Annotated in this window: 19 protein-coding genes and 2 pseudogenes; 12 read left to right on the forward strand and 9 right to left on the reverse strand. The window is 50.1% G+C overall.

Annotated features, from left to right (window positions below; translation table 11 throughout):
- Positions 1-383: 383 nt before the first annotated feature.
- Positions 384-2,246, reverse strand: a complete 1,863-nt coding sequence (locus tag K3T82_RS44200; protein WP_236031734.1) for a reverse transcriptase/maturase family protein — start codon at positions 2,244-2,246, stop codon at positions 384-386.
- Positions 2,247-3,303: 1,057 nt separating this feature from the next.
- Positions 3,304-3,798: pseudogene (locus tag K3T82_RS44205) on the reverse strand (RNA-guided endonuclease InsQ/TnpB family protein); the annotation flags it as partial.
- Positions 3,799-4,019: 221 nt separating this feature from the next.
- On the opposite strand from K3T82_RS44205, the gene K3T82_RS44210 reads away from it, so the two are divergent.
- Entirely contained in the window at positions 4,020-4,556 is a 537-nt protein-coding gene (locus K3T82_RS44210; RefSeq protein ID WP_220199825.1) for a hypothetical protein, read from the forward strand.
- Between the two features lie 392 nt (positions 4,557-4,948).
- Here the strand turns inward: K3T82_RS44210 and K3T82_RS44215 are convergent, their stop codons facing one another.
- Both K3T82_RS44215 and K3T82_RS44220 read right to left on the reverse strand, forming a co-directional pair.
- Positions 4,949-5,104 carry a hypothetical protein gene (locus K3T82_RS44215; protein WP_220199826.1) on the reverse strand — a complete coding sequence of 52 codons (156 nt, stop codon included), beginning with the start codon at positions 5,102-5,104 and terminating at the stop codon, positions 4,949-4,951.
- Positions 5,105-5,329: 225 nt separating this feature from the next.
- On the reverse strand, positions 5,330-5,737 hold the full coding sequence (locus K3T82_RS44220; RefSeq protein WP_220199827.1) for a hypothetical protein: 408 nt from the start codon (positions 5,735-5,737) through the stop codon (positions 5,330-5,332).
- A gap of 843 nt (positions 5,738-6,580) precedes the next feature.
- On the opposite strand from K3T82_RS44220, the gene K3T82_RS44225 reads away from it, so the two are divergent.
- Positions 6,581-7,585, forward strand: coding sequence for a toll/interleukin-1 receptor domain-containing protein (locus tag K3T82_RS44225; RefSeq protein ID WP_220199828.1), 1,005 nt, complete (start codon positions 6,581-6,583; stop codon positions 7,583-7,585).
- Complete coding sequence (locus K3T82_RS44230) at positions 7,582-9,435, forward strand: tetratricopeptide repeat protein (RefSeq protein WP_220199829.1); 1,854 nt, start codon at positions 7,582-7,584, stop codon at positions 9,433-9,435. Before K3T82_RS44225 ends, K3T82_RS44230 begins: the two co-directional genes overlap by 4 nt.
- A gap of 377 nt (positions 9,436-9,812) precedes the next feature.
- Here K3T82_RS44230 and K3T82_RS44235 read toward each other — a convergent pair.
- A pseudogene (locus K3T82_RS44235) lies at positions 9,813-10,975 on the reverse strand (RNA-guided endonuclease InsQ/TnpB family protein).
- A 265-nt stretch (positions 10,976-11,240) separates the two neighbouring features.
- On the opposite strand from K3T82_RS44235, the gene K3T82_RS44240 reads away from it, so the two are divergent.
- Complete coding sequence (locus tag K3T82_RS44240; protein ID WP_220199831.1) at positions 11,241-12,374, forward strand: hypothetical protein; 1,134 nt, start codon at positions 11,241-11,243, stop codon at positions 12,372-12,374.
- A 630-nt stretch (positions 12,375-13,004) separates the two neighbouring features.
- A complete protein-coding gene (locus K3T82_RS44245; RefSeq protein ID WP_220199832.1) occupies positions 13,005-13,469 on the forward strand; it encodes a hypothetical protein in 465 nt (154 codons plus the stop codon).
- 90 nt (positions 13,470-13,559) lie between these two features.
- On the opposite strand, the gene K3T82_RS44250 is transcribed toward K3T82_RS44245, so the two are convergent.
- The gene (locus tag K3T82_RS44250) at positions 13,560-13,859 is read right to left on the reverse strand and encodes a transposase (protein WP_268886742.1); all 300 of its coding nucleotides are present in this window, start codon (positions 13,857-13,859) and stop codon (positions 13,560-13,562) included.
- A gap of 10 nt (positions 13,860-13,869) precedes the next feature.
- Here K3T82_RS44250 and K3T82_RS44255 point away from each other — a divergent pair, with 10 nt between their 5' ends.
- Positions 13,870-14,238: a hypothetical protein gene (locus K3T82_RS44255; protein WP_220199834.1), complete on the forward strand. Its 369-nt coding sequence runs from the start codon at positions 13,870-13,872 to the stop codon at positions 14,236-14,238.
- A 56-nt stretch (positions 14,239-14,294) separates the two neighbouring features.
- Here K3T82_RS44255 and K3T82_RS44260 read toward each other — a convergent pair whose 3' ends face one another.
- From K3T82_RS44260 to K3T82_RS44270, 3 genes are all read right to left on the reverse strand, one after another.
- Positions 14,295-15,524 (reverse strand): ISAs1 family transposase, encoded by a 1,230-nt coding sequence (locus K3T82_RS44260; protein WP_220191658.1) that lies wholly within the window; start codon positions 15,522-15,524, stop codon positions 14,295-14,297.
- Positions 15,525-15,644: 120 nt separating this feature from the next.
- Entirely contained in the window at positions 15,645-16,103 is a 459-nt protein-coding gene (locus K3T82_RS44265) for a hypothetical protein (RefSeq protein ID WP_220199835.1), read from the reverse strand.
- A 276-nt stretch (positions 16,104-16,379) separates the two neighbouring features.
- Positions 16,380-16,616, reverse strand: a complete 237-nt coding sequence (locus tag K3T82_RS44270) for a transposase (RefSeq protein ID WP_307811402.1) — start codon at positions 16,614-16,616, stop codon at positions 16,380-16,382.
- 323 nt (positions 16,617-16,939) lie between these two features.
- Between K3T82_RS44270 and K3T82_RS44275 the strand changes: the two genes are divergently transcribed.
- The 6 genes from K3T82_RS44275 to K3T82_RS44300 all read left to right on the forward strand — a co-directional run bounded on the left by K3T82_RS44275 (position 16,940) and on the right by K3T82_RS44300 (position 20,924).
- The gene (locus K3T82_RS44275) at positions 16,940-17,272 is read left to right on the forward strand and encodes a PadR family transcriptional regulator (protein ID WP_307811400.1); all 333 of its coding nucleotides are present in this window, start codon (positions 16,940-16,942) and stop codon (positions 17,270-17,272) included.
- A 51-nt stretch (positions 17,273-17,323) separates the two neighbouring features.
- Positions 17,324-17,671, forward strand: a complete 348-nt coding sequence (locus K3T82_RS44280; protein ID WP_220199836.1) for a DUF1048 domain-containing protein — start codon at positions 17,324-17,326, stop codon at positions 17,669-17,671.
- A 9-nt stretch (positions 17,672-17,680) separates the two neighbouring features.
- Positions 17,681-18,019, forward strand: coding sequence for a DUF1048 domain-containing protein (locus K3T82_RS44285; RefSeq protein ID WP_220199837.1), 339 nt, complete (start codon positions 17,681-17,683; stop codon positions 18,017-18,019).
- 11 nt (positions 18,020-18,030) lie between these two features.
- Positions 18,031-18,792 carry an ABC transporter ATP-binding protein gene (locus K3T82_RS44290; RefSeq protein WP_220199838.1) on the forward strand — a complete coding sequence of 254 codons (762 nt, stop codon included), beginning with the start codon at positions 18,031-18,033 and terminating at the stop codon, positions 18,790-18,792.
- Complete coding sequence (locus K3T82_RS44295; RefSeq protein WP_220199839.1) at positions 18,793-19,578, forward strand: ABC transporter permease; 786 nt, start codon at positions 18,793-18,795, stop codon at positions 19,576-19,578. It abuts the gene before it with no gap.
- Between the two features lie 170 nt (positions 19,579-19,748).
- Positions 19,749-20,924 carry a cytochrome P450 gene (locus tag K3T82_RS44300; protein WP_220199840.1) on the forward strand — a complete coding sequence of 392 codons (1,176 nt, stop codon included), beginning with the start codon at positions 19,749-19,751 and terminating at the stop codon, positions 20,922-20,924.
- Positions 20,925-21,150 lie beyond the last annotated feature (226 nt).

Here is a 21,150-nt window from a genome sequence, read left to right on the forward strand (position 1 = left end):
GCTTCACCATGCGTACAGGACTTGCGACACCTCAGTCTACATCCTTTCGACCTTCGTCGCTGTAGGATAGACGGCCAGCGCGTTACCTCTCGGCACGTTTCCAACCGTCCTCCCCCGAACGAACCATGGCATGCACACTTTCTATGCACCAGGCTCTCCAGAGACCCGCATCTTTTCAATGCAACTCCCACGATGGTCTCATGACACATCCGTGTCAACCATCATTTCCTGAGTCTGGCCTCCTGTGGTACTTCGCTCAACGAATGGTTTCCCATTGGCGAACGTGAGGTAGAAGGCCAGGTCTTGATTGCTCAAGAACACCAACCCTCCCCTCCCGAACTGGACGTGCGGCTTGTCACCGCATCCAGCTCTCACGGAATCTCCTACGTTTTTTCCCGTTTGTACGGGTTGTATGCCAAGTCTGAGAGATTCAATCCGTCGTAATCTCCGCGATGAATCTTCTGATGGCATGTCTTACAGACAGGGATTTGTTTCCGGTTCAGCATCTGTAGGATCGCATTGACTCCTACAGGTTTCTTGCCTCCTGTTTTGCGAATATGGCGGACATGATGCATTTCTACTTGTTGGACACTGTTGCAAATACAGCAGGGCATTCCTAGTTTTGAGCGGGTTCGCATGGTAATGCTCCATTGGAGACGGTCCACTTCCTCCTGCCCGATCTGGAAGCCATTGCGTTGCTTTTTCCAGTCGCTGTTCGCATAGAAGGCAACGCGTCGGTCTTTCTTTCCATCTTTTGCCTTGATCATGATGGTTGGGGTTTTGCCGAAACGTTTGAAGATTTGACCGACCGGGCGTTTGTATTTGGCTGCGAACGTCATCACAAGTGAGAATTTGAGGATATATTGGATCTGGGCGAGATGCCCAAAATTGTCCGCGAACCGGTAGTAGTTCTGTATCCCCCGATTGATGCCATTAAAAAGAGGAATGATTTGATCTGCGTCGAGGTCTATCCATGCGAGCTTCGTTGTTGGGTGCCCTGTAGTTGTACAGAACCCTTTGGCGTGGAGTTTCTTGACCAGTTCATTTCGTGGAGCTGTCATAACGATTTCTGAGCCAGTGGATCGACGTTGAATCGGTCTGCCTGAGCCATTGTTGGTCGTCACGACGCGTTGGACTCCTTCTCTGCCAATGGCTAATCGCGTTCCTAAAAAGTGGGCCTGTTCTTTGCGGGCATGGGTGATCTGGGTCTTCTCTTCGCTCAAGGTGAGCTTGAGACGTTGACTCAGGAAGGTTTTCAATTCTTCCTTCACTTGTTCCGCAAGTGTACGAGGGCCACAGATTCCGACCAGCCAATCATCCGCGTATCTCAGGTATTTGATGCGAATGAAGTTGGGATCGTTCACTTCTACCGCAGGGATACTTCTAATTTGACGTACCAATGCTCTAAATTCTTTGGTGCGCGTTACTCCTTTCTTAGCTAAGCGTAGTTTTTGTGCTGACAATTTTCTCCAAAGCGGATTGGGGTGTTTTCTTGCCCCGCCTCGTTCCGTGCGTTTGCGTATCTCTTCCATTTTCTCGTCGAGTTCATGGAGATAGACGTTTGCCAAGATTGGGCTGGCTAATCCGCCCTGTGGGGTTCCTGCCAGGCTGTCGTGTCTCGCTTCTTGCAAGTCCAGGTATCCTGCTCGAAGGAGTTTCCAGATGAGATTAAGGAAGCGTTCATCTTGAATCTTCTTCCGAAGGAGGCTCACTAAAACCTCATGGTCGATGGCGTCGAAACACGCCTGAATATCTCCCTCCAAAAACCAGTTGAGAGCAGGCCATTTCCCTCGAATTTCTCGCAGGGCTGTATGGCAACTGCGGCCTGGGCGGAAGCCATGACTGGTTTCATGGAAGTAGGGGCCATGTGGGCTATCATAAAGACATTCAAGAATGGTACGGATCACTTCTTGCACAATTTTGTCGCGTGTTGAAGGAATCCCCAATTTCCTCATTTTCCCATTTGATTTGGGGATGTAAACGGTTCGGACGGGTTTAAACTGGAATTGTTCCGTTCGCATCTCCTCGATGATCTGTTGGATCATATTCATGGATATTCCGTCAATGGTCTTTCCATCAGATCCTGGGGTCATATTTCCTGGGGCCGATTTGATCCTTTCGTAGGCAACGATGTACAAATCTTCTTTGTACAGTAATCGATAAAGGTCATCATTTACCCAGTTCCTGTCTGTATTCAGGTGTCGTAGGCGCTCAAGTCTGTGTAAGGTCTTTTGTGACTTCTCCAAGTCAACCTCCTCAAATTCAAGCAGATTCCCTAGAGTCCTTCCTTCTCAAAAAAAAAAAAACTTTTGATGAGAGAGTACTACGACTCCTCCGTGACCCTGGCCCTCACGGGCTGTAGGCCATCCCCAAGTTGCTCTAGAAGTCTCGCTTCGTGCTTCAGGTGTCCCGTCCGTCGTTTCCCACTCCTTGTGGGCTGGTCTGGGTGGGAGTTTTGCAGGAAAATAGTAGCTTTTCCTACAACACCCAGCACAGGCGATCATACCGTATCCTGTGGGCTGCGCCTGGTCCACCACGACTAGGTTTCAAACAATGCGGTCTTCACCACGCACGACCTAGCTGACCGACATCTGGCTCGCGGTACTCGAACTTCATCGGCCTTACTCACATCATGCTCTTGTCCCCTCACGCCTTTCGGGTAAAGGTGTCTCTACTTTCTTGTGAGAGTAGATAAGATGCTGCTTTAATCACATTACTCCAGTGATACCTCTTCCGAGGCAGAGACTTCTATGCCACATGGGCGCAATACTATTACCACTCCGTCGCCCTGACCCTCTCGGATGGTAGGCGATCCCCAAGTTACACATCATCTTCGCTTCGTCCTTAGGCCCTCCGTACGTCGTTTCTCGTTCCCTACGAGCTGGCTCTGATGCAGGCTGTAACCACGCCGGGAAAGTTCATGGCTACCATCAGACATGGGCGATGACACCACTCCCACAGGACGCATGTATTCCGCCACGACTAGAGTTGAAGCAATCATGCCTTGACCATAGACGACCTCGCTGCCTATCTTCTGACCCTTGGTGTTAGGGTTTCAATAGACTTTTGACCCCATGCTACAGTCCCCCCAAACCTTTCGGCGGGAAGTAAGGGGCTGCGTTACTTACTTCGCCTGAGTAAGGTCGCGCTCTCGCACGACAGAAGATCATGTGCCTCTTTGGGCGCACTTCCCACCATGCTTCTTTCCCCTTTGGGTTTTCCCGCTAGGTAGGGTGGGTGTCCTAGAAGGTTTCCGCTCTCAACCTCCTACCTCTCCGAGGTAATCCACTGTGCGCCGAAGCGGCGCACCGAGACAAACCACCAGTCGGCTGTTTTGGTAATGCGCGCGCCTGTGACCTTGCCCACAAAGCGCAATGTCTCTGCCATATTTACCCAGCCGAGTTTGGGGACCCAGATCCGATGGTCTCCAAGCTCGAATTGATCATTGGCCAGATAAAAGCTCAGTTTGCTTTTCTTCTTGCTCTTGAATGTGGGCCGACCGGTCTTGTTTCCCTGTTTCAAGCCTTCAAAATACGCGGTGAAGGCTTTTGCCAGATCGAGGAACGGTTGATCGGAGGCGTTCTTGGTGACCTCCCAGGTCCAGGGGTATGCTTGCCGTCGGATCTGGTTGAATTGCTTCTTCAATTTCAAGGCTGTTGGGTTCCCGCCTGCTTGGTACTGCCGGTTCCACTCAGCCAGTGCCCAGTTCCATGTAAAACGAGCAACACCTGCAGCTCTGACGAAATAGTCTTTCTGCTCTTCTGTCGGATGCAGGCGTATCTTATGCGCGCGAATCATTACCCACTGCTCCTGGGAGATGTCAAAATCTCTTCTTTCTTCGAGTGTAGAACATATATTCGCATCTGTCTACGAGACAGGTGCTTTCTGGGCTTCTTGCCACTCTTTGCCTCCATTCTCCTCTCTTTTTGAGAACTGTTGAAATCTCTACTCTACTCACTCCACCACGCAAACCTGGTTTCTGGGGCTGGTTCGGACGCCAGAGGCTAGCTGCCCGTATTATGCTTATCTTTGGGACCTTTCTGCTCTCGACCTGCGCATGCTGTGGTGCATTTACGGCCTGGGGAGCGACACTGCCACCAACTCCGGCAAGCAATGCCGCGGCAGTACCCACAAAACAACAAACCAAGACGATGGCGCAGGTTGTAGCGACGCCTACACAGACAAAAGCAACGGCGACGCCCAGTCCAACAGCAACACCTTCACCAAAGCCGACTGCAACACCTTCACCCAGGCCAACACAACCGCCGCCGCCGCCAAAACCGACATCACCACCTGCGAAACCCAAGCCTACTCAGCCGCCACCACCACCTCCGACAGGGGTAAACGGGAACCCATGGGGCTATAACTTTAATCCGGGAGCTGTTATCTATTCCCCACCATCGGCCTTCTGTAGCTACTTCGCTTGCATTGCCAGCTTTTGGGATGGAAAAGGCTACGTGATGGAGTGTAGCGATGGGACCTACAGCCTCTCAGGCGGGAGAAGTGGGAGTTGTTCTCATCACGGAGGCAATTGGCGCGCGCTCTATTCACATTAGCGCTTGCTTGTCTGTAGTATAATTTTCGCGAAAGAGCCAGGTTCTCTGTTACGACATAGCATAGCCTGGCTCTTTCTCTTTCTTTGCACAAATCCCAAACCTTCCCTATCGAGGGATCATTTGCGCTTGTTTTCTGAAGACTCGCACTGTTATACTGGTGGCCTGAGTTAATTGGTTGTCATCTCTCAACTTGCACGCGAGTTAGCAGGTGACCGGGTTCTGGTTCATCCCCGTATGTGGTTCCCCCGTGTGTCAGTACGTTGAGACATCGCGGAGGAGACAGGAGGAACCACGAGACGAGTTGGCCGCTTATCTCTCACAAATGAACCCTCCTTCAGCAACAGAGAAGGATAGGCCATGCCGATTGCTCGTGTCATGCATTTCTCGTCGACTTACGGAAGGTGCTCATCATGAGCCAACCGCCGCACGCCCTGACCGACTCCGAGTGGTCCCGACTGATCGCGCTGGTCGGGAGCAACGACCTCGACGGGATCAGGGACTTCTTCAAGGCGATGCCCACGGAGAGGTCCAACGCGATCCTCTTGCAACTCCTGACGAACATGGTGGGGGTCGTGGCACACCGCAGCCGGGTGGATGCCCTGGTGATCATGGACTTTCTCCGAGAGGTCCTTTGAGCGCCAAGGCTAGCCCCTCTGTAGGGGCGCGAGGGCACGTATAGAGCAAGGCATCGAGCAAGAAGAGCGTGGGTGGATTCGCGACGTGTACACGCCAATCTGGCGCGTGCATGGCGCGGGCCACCCGCGTTCCGTGTTTTATGCATCAATAAGCGTCTTCAGATACGCTGCAAAGGCATTCATTTCTGCCTGATAGGCTTCAAGCTTCCGCTGTTTCTCCGACTCGGTAAAGAGGCTCGAAAACGCGCTCCCCTGGCTTCGTAAGCGGTAGCCGTGAAACGTAAGCGACCTATCGAAGTCTATCGTGTTTGATTGATAAAAGTGTTTCAGATATTCATAGAGCTGATGCTTTCCCTCAAGCTCAGGCTGTATATCTATCCAGGGATAGGGCAAGCCCCACTCTATATGCCCTTCGCATGAGCCAGTCGTGTGAATACCTAGCACATTTAATGCCACAACAGTCGTGAGGATTCCATCATCAATCCCTTTGCCCAATTTGTCCGTTACATGCTCGAAGCGTGTAATCATTTCACTCCATTTCGACATATCCACCTCCTTCTACTTTATATTGTATGGAGGCAGGGCAAAAAGAAGAGGGAGCAATAAGGCTTTTGTCTTACGGTTCCCTTAAAAGGTACACTACAGCAACTATCTACGATGCTGGGACCGAGCCACAAATCAATGCCAACATTCTGATTGACGAGAAGCATTCACGACGCTCGCCAGAACTGCCATTTCTTCTTGAATATTTTATGCCTTGTAGGTTGAAATGGCTTGCTCTCATGAGAGGAGACAGAAGCAGAAATGTTATCTAATATTTTGTTTTTCTATTTATGCTCTAAATATTTCCTTTTCTAACGTATATAGGTATGCATTGATGGGAAGAATATATAACAATCCAACACAGCGACATCTTAAAAGTTATCCCGCAATAAATCGAGCGATTCACCAATCAGAATTTGATGTTGGCGCATGATTAGCTATTGTTCCGAACGAACAAGAAAGGGATCTCTAACGAGTATGGAATCTTCGCATGATCATGAAGCTCAAGAGCCACTCAACCCAGTTACATCGGCTGAAACAGACTACTATCCGCTAGTTCAAGAGCGCAACAAGAGAGATCAGTTTCCTAAGCTGTCACCAGTCGCAAAGTAGCAGGCATTGGCTGCAAAAAAATATCAGACGCAGTGCAATAGGATGCTCTCTACGTCTGAAGGGGACGCTATTGAATAAAGAACCGCTCCATTTGATAGAAGGGAAAGAGGAAAGTTCTCTGCTCAGAAATGAAGTCGGAACTATCCTCTTGAAACTAAGGGTGATTTATTTAGTTAAAGTAGCATTTAACAAGTAAATACCATTTTTGGCGAATAAAATGAGAAAGTGTGTGCTATGGCAGAAAAGTCGTTGCAGCCTCTCGAACTTTTATATTGCTATGCGCACAAAGATCGTGCATTACGTGATGAACTGGATAGTCACCTGGCAGGATTACGTCGTGAGGGTCTCATTACCGTCTGGTATGATGGCGAAATTAGCCCTGGTGCTCCTAGGGAGCAAGAAACCAAAATTCACTTGGAGAGTGCTCATATAATACTTTTGCTGGTAAGTGCTCATTTTCTCAATTCAGACTATTGTTATAGCAAGGAAATGATATGCATCATTGAACGTCATCTGAAAAATGAAGCTCATGTTATCCCCATACTTCTCCGTCCAGTTGATTGGAGCAATACTCCATTTAGTCAAATGCCAATGTTGCCATCTAATGCACGCCCTATTACTGTCTGGCAGAATCGTGATAGTGCATTTGAAGATGTCGCGAAAGGTATTCATCGAGTAGTAGATGCATTGCTTCAACGTCAATCACCTAGTGATGTCATGAAACATGCAAATTACTTTGTTACGCAGAATACCGCTAGAATATCTTTAAAATCAATAGAAGCTGTAATTCATATAATCGACGATTTTATTGTGCCACCACCTTGGTCAAGCAGAGCAGAAATTCATTTTTCAATAACAAATCTCTCCAACAAAAAGACATTTAAACTTGCAAAACTTGTATTGCATATCCATGAGCGAAATCCAATAGAAAAAGTACGACTAAAAAAACCAGGCGCTCCTTTTCGCGAATATGATCTTTTTGCTGATATAGCCGATTCCGATGAAATAGATCTACTCAAGGGAACAAACACACAATTTGTAATTGGCCCGAGAGAAACTGAAGCTTTCCGCCTTTCACTTGAAACTTCGGAAGGATTTCTCTATCTTTGTCAACTCTCTTGCCGTCTAGATAATCTCATAGAAAATAATCAGTCATGGATAGAGGGAAATCCCTTTCAGTTAGAGCATCCTATCCGTTCCATAGATGTCCTTCGTGCCAGAAAAAGGAACAAAACATGAAAACTAAAATGGATCTTACCTGTCCAAATTGTAACGCTTCATTTGAGGCTGACTATTCTCCACAGATTGATGCAGTTGCATTTCCAAACCTGGTGCAGTCAGTAATTGCCGGAACGCTGAATATGTTTGCTTGCCCCAAGTGTGGACGACGGTTTTTCCAGAAAGTGCCATGTGTTTACTGGCATGAAAATTGGGTGGGTGTTGTGTTAGAAATGGGATCACAAATTTCGGCGGAAGATGCTATTAGACGATCAAATCATCTTTTATATATCACTCAGCCTGAAAGAAGGAATTTACCATCTGAGGCACGCATTTTGGGTAATTGGGATGATTTGGTTACACTACTTCAAAATCCCCAATCTGGTGCTTATGCCCAACAATTAGCAGATCTAGCGTTTCGTAGCTGGGTTGAAGAAACCACAATATTAGTCTCTATTTCAGATGCATTCCTAAAGGCTGAAATGCCAGAATACGCTTTCTGGGTATATGCATTTATGATAAACTATATCCCCGATCTCTACTTTAATTCAGCTGTACAGGAAATTTTGGCGATAACTGCGCTGGAAGCGGGAAATAAGCTTTTACCACTTAGCAACAATGGGCAATCCGTTGAGCAGGAGCTAGAAAGGATTGAGCAACGTGCCGGATCTTTGATCCCGAATGTCGATCGTTCTGAACGTTATAACCTTGTTTGGTATATTCCAGTTCCTCCAGATAGTGATGGGTTGATAGAACTAAAAACCTCCATAATAGACAAACCTGTTTCACCGTTTGAACAAGCATTGGGAAGGTTTCTAACCATTTTTCTCATCTTTCAGGCTCAAAAGCTACTTCCATCAGAAGACGAAGAAATCGAATCATTTCGTCCTTTGATAACACAGCTTTTTTTACAAAGCTGGGAGAAGATTAGTAGGAAAGAACAACTAGACCTTGAAAAATTGTCTAAACAATTAGTTGGTAGTAGCTTGATTAATGACTCTAAACTTCCCCTAAAGGATGAACGGAATACTGGGATGCCAGCACAGAAAACATCCGAGCAATGGAGAGATGAGGGAGATACTCTCAGAGAACTTCATCGGTATGAAGAGGCTCTTTTTGCTTATGAACAAGCTATTCGCCTTGATTCTGATGATGTGGATGCCTATATCAATAAGGGGAATATTTTTGGTCGACTCCAACAGTATGAAGAGGCTCTAGCGGCTTATACGCAAGCTGTCCGCGTTGATCCAAACTCTGCTTTGGCTTATTATAACCAGGGTTACGCACTCCACCTTTGTGGTCGATACAAAGAAGCGTTAGTTTCTTATGACCACGCCATTCGCCTCGATCCTAGTGATACGGGTTTTTTGATCAACAAAGGAAGTGCTCTTAGTGACCTCCAACTCCACAAAGAGGCTTTGGCAACCTATGAGCAAGCTATATCTATTGACCCCAACTGCATCTCTGCTTATTACAATAAGGGTCAAACTCTTGGAACTCTTGAACGTTATCAGGAAGCGGTTATAGCATTTGATCAAGTTATTCGTTTGGACCCATATATGCAAGCCGCTTACAGACAGAAAGGTGGCGCTCTTTCCCAACTTCAACATTATAAAGAAGCTTTGAGCGCCTACGAACAAGCTGTATATCTTGACTCGAAAGATTTTGCTGCTGTGACAATGAAAGGGTTTACCCTTTGGACACTTGGTCGCCGTAAAGAAGCTTTGGTTGCCTTTGAAGCTGCTCTTCGTCTTAATTCCAACGACGCCAGCCTTCACCAGGCTAAAGGAACTCTCCTTGAAGAACTAGGAAGATCGCGAGAAGCGCGACAAGCCTACACATTGGCCAGGAAGTTAGGTTATCACGAGTAAAGCGCAAATTGTATGGGCGCGTTATTCATCCATAAATGTGTATAAGTACCAGAATAAGGAACAGGGAAGGACTGGATAGTTGTAAGGACACATGACCAAACACATGCCCATCTCAAGAGTCTTCCGAATGTAAAATATGTATTTTTACATACGCACGATCATCATATGATATATTCTCTGCTACAATTCCTTTGGTTGACTTATACTTGCGAAAGAGGAGTGGGTCCTCAACGAGGAGTTCTTGTAATGCTTGCTCTGATAAGGCAAGTGTATCTGCTTCAATTAATGTAGTAAAACATATGCAAGCATAGCTCTATCACATCTTTTGTTGTTGCTGCTTCACTCCCAACTGCCTCAATACCGGAGTATTTTTGGGCTTACGTCAAGTCCACAGCCAAGTTTACGTCACGTCCAAGCCAGTACCGTTGACGACTTGATCAATCTGCCCGATCAAGCGAAGGGCTTCGCGTAGGATGTTCAGGCCTGCGTTATGATCGCGATCCTGTGGGAACTGGTAATACGCACAATGTGGGTTTTGGCAAAGAAGAATGCGATCAGAGAGTGTCATGTCCTCCCATTTCCATCCGCACGCATGACAGGTTTTGGTGGAGGGAAAGAAGCGTCCGACCTGGATGACCTGTCCACTGCGCTGCTCGACTTTCCTTCTCAGCAGGTTCAGGAATTTGCCCAGTGCAGCATCCGAGAACGAGCGAGCAAGCTTGCGATGCTTGAGCAGCCCTTTGAGGTTGAGGTTTTCAATGCCAATGATCCCATAACAATTCGCGAGCCTGGTGGTCAGTTTCTGGAGCACATCATCGCGCATGCACGTAATGCGATAGTGGAGTCGTGCCACCTGACGTCGCGCTTTCTCCCGGTTTTTTGACCCGCTTTTGCGGCGATGCAGTCGTTTGTTGGCCTGACGCAGTTCTTTGAGTGCCGTTTTGAGGAAGGCTTGGTTCTCGACTCCCTCTCCGGTACTCAAGGTGGCCAATCGGTTCAAGCCAACATCGATGCCCACTGCTGGTTTTCGCTTCTCAGGCATCATATCTGGCATTTCTACCGTAAAACTCATGAACCACCAGTCTGCCGTGCGGGTCACACGTGCTCCTGTGACCTTTCCTTTGAAGCGCAGCTGCTCTGACATATTCACCCAACCGAGCTTAGGAATCCAGACATGGTGATCTTTGAACTCGAATTGATCGTTGGCCAGATAAAAGCTCGGTTTACTTCTTTTCTTGCTTTTGAAGCGTGGACGTCGCGCCTTGCCTTCAAAAAAGGCGGTAAAGGCTTTTCCCAGGTCCAGGAAGGGCTGATCAGAGGCATTCTTCGTCACTTCCCACGTCCAGGGGAACTGCTCACGTCGGATCTCATTGAACTGTTTTTTGAGCTTCAAGGCAGTCGGTTTCTCACCGGCTTCATATTGCCGATTCCACTCTGCCAGCGCCCAATTCCACACGAAGCGTGCGGTACCCACGGCTTTGGCAAAATACGTGGCTTGCTCAGGTGTGGGATGAAGTCTGATCTTATGGGCGCGAATCATACGGTTCTGCTCTTTCCCCTGCCTCACATTTTCTCAAGTATAGAACAAGCGTTCCCATCTGTCAAGCAGCCCAAAAGCGTGGTGTCTTGCCCATGATTGATCCCTTTTTCACATTTTTTCGGAAACAGTTACGTTCTCTTTCATGTTTACAATGGATCACACAGACCAAATTTCAAAATTGTAACATATAAGGGAAGTAGTTGAGCGGCGAGTAGATGAAGTTCTATAAGTACTAGCCGTGGCCTTATAGAGAGGATAAGTCGAGATGAGCGAATATCAACGATACGAATTCATGACCAGCGATCGACCACTGACACGGGCACAACTCGATGCGGTCAATGCCCTTTCTAGTCATATCGAGGCATCTTTCACCCATGCCCTCATTGAATATCAGTGGGGAAACTTCAAGCACGACCCCATCAAAGTGCTCTACACCTTTTTTGATGGCTTTCTGTATTGGGCCAACTGGGGCTCGCCCGAACTGGCTTTGCGTTTCCCGCATGGAATCTTGCCAGCCGAACTCATCAATGGTTATGATCTTGATGAGTTCGTCACGTTCACCCGGCACCCAGATTATGATATCCTTGATATCCACTTTGGTGAGATGGAGGGTCCTGACGAGTGGATTGACTATGAACTGGGATCACTTATCAGCATTCGCGACGAATTGATGGATGGCGACCTGCGATCGCTCTATGTTGTCTGGTTGGCCAGTCAGCGCATGATGGGAAACGGCGATGAAGAAGAGGACGATGAAATCAATGTACCACTAGTTCCGCCCGCCTTTAGCAAGTTAACAGCAGCGCAGCAAGCATTGGCGGAATTGTTACAGGTGCCGCAAGAACTCCTTGCTGCTGCGGCTCAACATAGCCAAGCGACCACACCATCGACTGACGATGATGTTGCCGCCTGGGTCAAGTTGCTGCCCCCAGATCGCTGTAGCGATTATCTGGTTCGATTAGTACACAATGAGCTGGGTCTGAGCCGCCTGCTTGTCAAGGAGTTACGCGAACTGAATCCTCGCAAAGCCAGCCCAAAATTTCCAAGAGGTGAGCGTGTTCCTTATGCCACCCTCTTCGCCGAAAGTAGGACCATAAAGGCTCGGCAGGAACGCGAGGAACGTAAACGGCGGCAGGAGATTCATCAGCAGCACCTCCAAGATATTTATGATCACCAGGATAACTACTGGCACCAGGTCGATCAGGCGGTGGCACGTGGTTCAGGCGCAGGTTACGACGAAGCTGTTCGCGTCTTGATCGAATTGCGTGAGACCGCCAGCCACTTCCAGAAAAACCAGGAGTTTCAAGAGCGTTTCTCGGCCTGGGTCCAGCCACACCTGCGTCGTCCCGCCTTTGTCAAACGCTTGCAAGACCGCACGTTTGCGTTGCCAGAAAGGTAAATGTTGGTCCATGCCGATACAGAAGAAAGCGGCGAAACGTTTTTCTGCCCAGATGCAATGGCTCTTTCCCGTTATCCGAAACTTACCCAAATAAGGACAAGCCATATCTGGTGTTCGGTTCCTGCTTCAACGAACAACCTGCCTAGTTTCCCAGGTCTTACAGGGTCTCCACAGGCGTACATTCCGACGTAACTCGCCGTACTAGCAAGAAGTAGAGCAGATGAGTCAAGGGCATTAAATGTCTACAAATGGCAAGAAATGTTCATAGTTCAAGAAGCTGTGATCATCCCTCTCTCATCATTTTGTTCATCGGTGGTTGCCAGTCTAAAAAAGAGAAGAAGGACTTGGTGAAATTCTGAACCTTGCAAAAATCAAGCTTGTGGTCCAAAGACTCATTGATGGGCGCGGACGGGAAAATTATCAGCAAGCGACAGGCTACTTGGCTCGGATCAAGCGCTTGTATCAGAAGCAGGGACAGGATACGGCATGGGAGAGGTATATTACCAACCTGCGGAACAGTAACAAGAGTTTATGAGCTTTGAAAGAAGAATTAGACAAAAGAGGTCTTTAATAGAGATACTGAAGACCTGTGCGTTCGCTACGCGTGACCAGGGAAAGTGAGGAGAAAGAATGGTCAAACGGAAGAAGAAAGCCACGGCACAACTCGGCAAACAACCACCTCGTTACCGCTTCTTTCTTAATCCGTACCAGGATATGCGGTGGACAAAGTGTCCGCAATGCGACAACAAGATGCATCAGCGAAAGCTGCCGCTCGTCATCCATGTCGATCCAATGCAAGTGCTCTCTCTCAACAAAATATGCCGCTATTGCCCACACTGTGATCTGCTTATTGCACATCAAGACGATGTGGAACATTTTCTTGCCATCTTTTTCAGTGAGCAAAAGCCAGAAGTCGTTGGCAATGATTATCTGGTACTTGGAACACTCGACAAGCCAGTATGGAAACAGGGGACACAGCAACAAATGACCTTGCAGGAAATGCTTGAGGCGCTACATGATTTCAAGGAAGTAGTCACATTCAAACTGACCGGTGGTTGGGTCAGAGACGAGGCGAAACCCTCCGAAAAACCTTGAGCAATCAGCGTCTCTCCGCCTGGAGAAGCCAAGAGAAAAAGCGTCAAAAAGAAAATATCTCTGCGCGTCTCTTTCATCACAAAGGCTGAGTCAGAGACCCTGCGCCTGAAGGGCGAGGGCTTGTCCCTCGTCGGAAGACGGAGACAGGAGGCCGTCTGAGGGCGGCCCACCAGCCAAGGATGTGCCGAGGCTGGCAAGGTGTTTCTCAGCAATGTTGCGAGAGGCGTTCACATCAGCATGCACACTGAACCCACAGACACGACAGAGGAAGAGGCTTTGAGAACGACGATTCTGACGCGCCTGATGTCCACAACGCGAGCAGGTCTGGCTGGTGTGGCGAGGGTCCACCTTCACCACACTGATGCCCTTCTCCCTTGCGCATGCGAGCACGAGCGCGAATATGCGTCAGGTTCTCAAGCACGATAGTCGAACCAGGAGTGGCGTTCTCTACGATGCGTTTGCAGAGGACATGGTCATGGTCTTTGCGTTGCCGAAACCGTTTGCCAGAGAGCCTGCGCAGGTGGCGCTTCGCGCTCTTGGTGCCTTTGGCTTGCAGCTTGCGACGCAGACGGAAGAGACGGCGCTCTTGCTCTTTCCAGCGCCGCTTGCCCAAGAAGTGCCGTTATCCGAAACTTACCCAAATAGGGACAAGCCATATCTGGCGTTCGGTTCCTGCTTCAACGAACAACTTGCCTGGATATACCAGGTCTTACAGGATCTCCACAGGCGTCCATTCCGGTGTAACTCACCGTACGAGGGACAATTATAGCAGAAACGAGGGAAGAACGCAAGAGCAACAGATGTCAACGGCAGGGCTTTCCAATTCTAATAAACGGAACATTGCCCAGTGAGAAGAAGATTGAGAGCCTGATCCAGATGAGCATCCAAGAAGCGCATCTGGCGAGCGACATTGCGAACCCCAAGGTGATCCATAAGGCTTAATGCCGTACTATTGAGCTGAGCAAGCAGGCTGGGAACTGAGCCAGTGCGCGTCTGGCAGCTATCTTCGCCTAGGGAGACATCTCGTCGATAATGGAGGCGATTTTCAATGGCCCAATGCGCCCTGATAAGCTCAAGTATTCGTGCAGGAGGAGCCTGACGTAACGAGAGACTGCTGATCCCGTACACCACCTCGTGGCGCATCTTGCCTGACTTGAGAAGGCGTGTCGTTCGTTGGAGGCGAAAAACCTGTTCAATACCGACCCAATCTCTGCCAAACCACTCATTGAGATCTGGACTACAGAGGAGTTGGCGATGTTCCAACCGCCCATGACCCTTGCTCCAGGTCTCTGCCTGCTGCCAGCGCCGCCGATCAGGGAAGGGATCATCCAGCAGATCCGCAATGTCCTCTCGCAGCGTCGGCTGGTTGCCTTTGGCGATGAGGAGGTAGTCCCCTCCCAACTGCTGCACCAGAGCACACAATGCCCGTTGCGTGTGCATAGCATCCAGTGTCAGAATGCGTCCACTCACGCAGGTAGAGGTCAACAAGGGTTTGAGGGCGCTGATTTCGTTCTCTTTCTCCCCCACGTTGCAATGCCACAGCACCGTGCCCGTTGCCACCTCATAACAACTGAGTTGATGTACAGGATGAGCCCCTTGGGTGGTCCCTCTCAACGTTTTGCCATCAATGGCAATGTGAGCATGATCCGCTTGGGCAGATGGGGTGTGTAAGCGACTTGGTTCCTCCCCACAGCGGCTTTGGGCCTCCCACCGGGTGAAAAAGGCTGAAAGCAGCACGTCGAGGTGCTTGTCATCTACTCTTGCGAGCACATTGCAGTAGGTCATCTGGCATGGCATCTTCTCCCGACGCAGCCCGAAGCGCTGTGCGAGAACCCCTCCGCGATGACGAATCCATTCGGTGGCTCCACTCAGGGTCTTTTGCCCTGCCAACTTGGCGAGCACAAGGAGCGAGAGAATCAAGGCGAGTTCGTAGCGCTTCCCTTGTCCTCTTCTCTTGTCTGAAAGTGCTTGTAAGCTCTGATAAAGCGAGGTCACTGGAACTCTCTCAGGATCCTCTTCGGCTCGCGCTGTTAGCGTCCATATGTTATAGTCCATGCAGAGTTTTCCTTTGTAGGTCTTGGTTTTTGTATTCTACAAGGAAAGCTCTTCTTTTTCACCTCCTCTTCTAGAATTGGAAAGCCCTGATGTCAACGGAAAGAACTATTTGTCTACTCTTCAAGAAACTTGTTTTGACCCCTTGGACGTCACCGCAGGATGGGTGAGACCAAGATCAACGCCAATCACCTCCTCAGAAGGGGAGACCACAGGATCAGGAAGGCTTACCACCACATGCAGCGAGTAGGTGCCTTGGCGAAAACAGAGGTCAGTGCTACACACCTTGCCGCCAAGGTACGTGTGGGCGTGGGCGGGAACGGCGAAGGAGAGGTGGACACGCCCTGCGATGGTGGCGAGACTACAGGTGAGCGTCTCCCACTTGACCCAGGAGGAACGAGCATCGTAGCGGAGAGGACAGAGACGTGAGCGAGGAGCACGTGTTTTGCGCCCCTTGTTGAGACGAGCAAGGGCACTTTTCATGGCTTCAGTGGCTTTGACACGAGCGGCACACACCAGTTGAGCAGGCAGGTGAGGATACTGCGCACGCAAGTCAGAGTAGGTGCGCTTATGCAGCTCCACACTGTTGCGACACCTCGTGTGAAAGCCCTCATCAGTCACGGCATTGCGCGCACGCGGTATGTTGGTGCAACGTCTGCTGCAAAAGGGCCGCTTGCTCATCGGTCGGATGCAGGTGTAAAACAAGTGTTCTATCCATGCAAGCAGTCTCTCATAGTAAACCTGTTTTGTCAAGGAGATGGGCTTTCCACCGCCCTCTCCACCCAGAGAAAGGAACGCTTCTTTCCTCCCCCTGTCTGCAAGGACAGGGGGAGGAAAGAAGCGGAGGTTTTGATGAAATTAATCGGCGACCTGCTGGGCTTGGGGAGCTCCGTTAGTAGCGGCTTCACGGAAAAGCTTCCCACGATCACGCGAAATGATCTCGATCTCAGGATGGGTGCGCAACCATGCTTTTGTGGTTTTCACTGCACGATCAGCCAACAACTGCACGACTTGTCGCTTCCCAAGATCAACGAAGATTGTCCCGTAGGAATGGCCTTTCTTCCATGTTAATTCGTCTATCCCAATCGTACGAATGGAGCCTTAATAGGGGAATGATCGATAGGAATGCCTCCAGATGACTCATATAGGTTCTATTGCTTGTATTCTATCACAGGAAGCACTCCTCCCCGAAGCAAGCAGACACACTGAATATGTCCAAGAGCCTCTTTTGCTCAACGAATGGATGGCTCTGCATAACCAGCCCAACTGGTTGGCCTCGCCGCAACACTACCTACAAGCTACTTATTTTAGATTGGTTGACTGAACCGTCTATTTTTCGCTTGACACCCGCACTACTGAGTGTTACTATATAGGGGTAGTAAGTAATACAGCATACCAGTCATACAGAATAGCAGGGGGTGATTGCGCTGGAAAACCTAACGGAAATGCTCAAAGGTGTGCTTGAGGGCTGCGTCCTTGAAATTATAAGCCGCAAAGAAACCTATGGCTACGAAATCACGCGGCGGCTGAACGCCCTGGGCTTCACAGATGTTGTGGATGGAACGGTGTACACCATCCTGGTCCGGCTTGAAAGAAGCAAGCTGGTAGAGGTCATTAAAAAGCCCTCTGACGTAGGGCCTCCACGAAAGTTTTTTACGCTCAACGACGCGGGGCGTGAGGAACTGCGGAGGTTCTGGGAAAAATGGAAATTCGTATCATCAAAAATGAACGAGTTAGAGGAGAAAAAATAGTCAGGAACCCCATGCCTGAAGGACAGGGGTATCCAGAGGCAGGAGATTTTGATGAATTTTTGGGAAAAAATTACAGGCAGCGACATGACGAAAGAATTGAAAACTTTTGAGGCGCGAGCCAAGAAGCTGCCAGCTGATTATCAAGCGGCATGGAAAGAAATTCAGGCCAATCTTTGGCCATACTCAGATTTCACCGGTCGCAACCTTATGCCAATTCTCGACGGTGCGCTTGGCTTGCTCGAAGAAGCAGCGGCTGACGGTCAGAGTGTCCAAGAGGTTTTGGGTGACGATATCAAAGGCTTCTGTTCAGCGCTGGCCGGAGAAGAAGGGGCAAAGTCTTATCGCGACAAGTGGCGCGAACAACTCAACAATAATATCGCGAAAAAATTAGGTAAATAGGAGGATAAAATGACCATACGGGATATCATCGAAGGCAAAAAAGAGTGGCGAGCGCACGTGGCGCGTGTCAAAGCGCTCCCGCAAGAGTATCAGATTGTTTATAAAGAGATTCAAAAATATCTCTTTAAGGTCGGCCCTGTTGAGCTAACTGAGGGGACGGGTTTGCTCTCGGGGATTGTCGATCTTTTTGAAGAGGGCGTGGCCTTGGGGAAAGGCGTGCTCGATGTAACGGGCAGTGATGTAGCGGCTTTCTGCGACGATCTCACCAAAGATTCAAAAACGTACGCTGACATCTATCAAGAATCTGTTCACCAAGAAGTGAACAAGGGCACGGATAAAACAGAGTAAAAGAGGATATCGTGACGGAAAAAGCAATTAAAGTGAAGGGCCTGCAAAAGTCCTACAAACAGCTTCACGTCCTCAAGGGCGTAGATTTCGAGGTGGAAAAAGGCAGTATTTTCGCCCTGCTTGGCTCCAACGGTGCGGGCAAGACCACACTGATCAAAATCCTCACCACGCTACTCAAACAGGACGAGGGAACGGCCATCGTCAACGGATATGATGTGGCGTCACAGCCAGCCCACGTGCGGCAATCGTTCAGTCTGACTGGGCAATTTGCCGCCGTGGATGAGGTACTGACCGGGCGAGAAAATCTGATCATGATCGCCAGACTCCGACACGTCAAGCATCCGCGCCAGGTGGCTGACGAGTTGCTGACTCGCTTCGGGTTAACCGAGGCTGCCAACCGCAGGGCCTCGACGTATTCCGGCGGGATGCGCCGCAGACTTGACATTACCATGAGCCTGGTGGGAACACCGCCGATCCTGTTCCTTGACGAGCCAACCACCGGGCTTGACCCTGAGGCGCGCATCGAAATGTGGAAGGTGATGAAAGGACTTGCGGATGACGGGATGACCGTTTTCCTGACTACGCAGTACCTGGACGAGGCGGAACAGCTAGCGGATCGCATTGCCATTCTCCATGAGGGCAAGATCATCGCCAGCGGCACACTCACGGAGCTCAAACAGCTCTTTCCACCTGCGGAAGTGGAGTATGTGGAAAAACAGCCAACCCTGGAAGAGATTTTCCTTGCCATCATTGGCAAGAAGGAGGGGAAGTAAATGCAAACCGTCCAGAAGCCGGAAGCCATCCAGCACCACTTTTTCAGCGATATGAGCGTAATGCTTGGTCGTTCGATGCGCCATATTTTCCGCAGTATGGACACCATCTTTACGGTCACGATCACGCCCATTGCGATGATGTTGCTCTTCGTGTATGTGTTTGGAGGTGCCATTCAAACCGGGACCGACAATTATGTCAATTACCTGGTCCCTGGGATCTTATTAATTTCGATCGCCAGCGGGATCGCCTATACCGCGTACCGTTTGTTTACCGATGTGCAGAAGGGCATCATTGAGCGCTTTCGCTCCATGCCCATCGCTCCTTCCACCCTGCTGTGGGGGCATGTCCTGACCTCGATGGTCTCCAATGGGCTTTCGCTCATCGTCATCATGTTGGTCGCCTTGTTGATGGGCTTTCGTTCCTCGGCGAGCATCCTGTCCTGGCTGGCTGTCGCTGGCATCCTCGCATTGTTTACGCTGGCGTTAACCTGGGTGGCAGTGATTCCTGGATTGACCGCCAAATCAATCGATGGTGCATCGGCCTTTTCCTATCCACTGATCTTCCTGCCCTTCATCAGCTCGGCGTTTGTGCCGACCACGTCGATGCCGTTCATCGTCAGAGTCTTTGCCGAAAATCAGCCGGTGACAGCGATTGTGGATAGCATCCGGGCATTACTCGCTGGACAGCCAGTCTCGAATAGCATATGGGTTGCGCTTGCATGGTGCGTCGGCATTCTGGTTGTTGCCTACATCTTCGCGATGCGGGCCTATAGAAAGCGCGCGTAAAAGCGGACTGCTTCAGGAAAGTAACGACTCCTTTGTCAAAGTTGATTGGCAAAGATGGGGGGTGTCGGGGGCTGACGTCCCTCTGCGTCTCTCCCTTGCCGCTGCAGGCGGCATGCGCACCTTTCACATGAAGTTTGAGAGCGTACTCCTAAAGAGAAAGAAGAAAGAAGATGCAGACCAATTCCAATCGCGAACAGCTCACAGCCTCCTATGACTGGTATCGTCAGATGCGCGAGACCCAGCCCGTGTTCTTCGACCCAAATATCCAGGCCTGGCACCTCTTCCGCTACGACGATGTGCTACGCGTGCTCAGCGATCACGCGACCTTTTCTTCCGATGAGAGCAGCTTCCTGCCACCTGAGTACCGCAATGCGACTCCGATCAGTTCAAGCATGCTCCGTATGGACCCACCGCGTCATCGCAAGTTGCGCAATCTCGTCTCGCTCGCCTTCACGCCGCGCATGGTCGCTCACATGGAATCGCGCATCCAGGAGATCACCAATGGCTTGCTTGACCAGGTTCAGGCTGTGGGTGAGATGGATGTGATCAGGGATCTGGCCTATCCTCTGCCTATCACCGTCATCGCAGAGATATTGGGAGTTCCCGCTGAGCGGCGTGAGGAGTTCAAGCAGTGGTCTGATGCTTCCGTTGGGGGAGGTGAGGAATCGACACCAGAGGAGATCCAGGCGATCATGCAGGCCATGGAGAACATGAAGGCCTACTTCAATCAAGTCTTTGAGGAGCGGCGTGCGCATCCCCAGAACGACCTGGTGAGCGCACTGCTCCAGGCGGAAGTAGGTGGTGAGCACCTGAGCAATGAGGAATTGCTGGGGTTCTGCGTGCTGCTGCTGGTCGCGGGCAACGAGACCACGACCAATCTCATTGGCAATACCATCCTTTGCCTCGATGAGCATCCAGGAAGCGTGGAACGTCTGCGTGCCAACCGTGAGCTGGTGCCGGGTGCGCTTGAAGAGGCCCTGCGCTACTATTCGCCGATCAAAGTCACGATACGCGGGACCACGACCGAGACGACCATTGGCGATCAGCGCATAGAAGCGGGCAAGTTGCTCTTTGCCTGGATTGCCTCAGCAGATCGCGATGAGGCCCAGTTCCCCAATGCCAGTCAGTTCCTGCTTGATCGTGAGCCCAATCGGCACCTGGGCTTCGGACGTGGTGTTCATTTCTGTCTAGGCGCTCCCCTGGCGCGCTTGGAGGCGAAGATCGCGCTCAACACGATGCTCGACCGCCTGCCCGGCTCCTGGCAAGTACCTGATGTGCCACTCTCTCCGATCAAGAGCTCGTCCGTCTTTGGAGTAAAGCAGTTACCCTTAACCTGGGAAAAGTAACAGAGCGTGAGTGCTGGCGAGCAGATCCCTCTCCGATGACTGATAAGAGTCCTCCCAAGCGATTCTCCCAGCCATCGGAGGGATCTGCCAATGGCCTTTCGGCGTTTTTCTGACGAAAAATCAGTTCGCATCAGACGCGACTTCTTCTTTATCTATGTTGAATGTGTAGAAGAGTCAGGCAGGGTCTTCAGGGGTGCTCAGGATAAAAGGGCATGGTTGCCGCTTT

It is taken from the genome of Ktedonospora formicarum, from assembly GCF_016587355.1.
Taxonomy (GTDB): Bacteria; Chloroflexota; Ktedonobacteria; order Ktedonobacterales; family Ktedonobacteraceae; genus Ktedonobacter; species Ktedonobacter formicarum.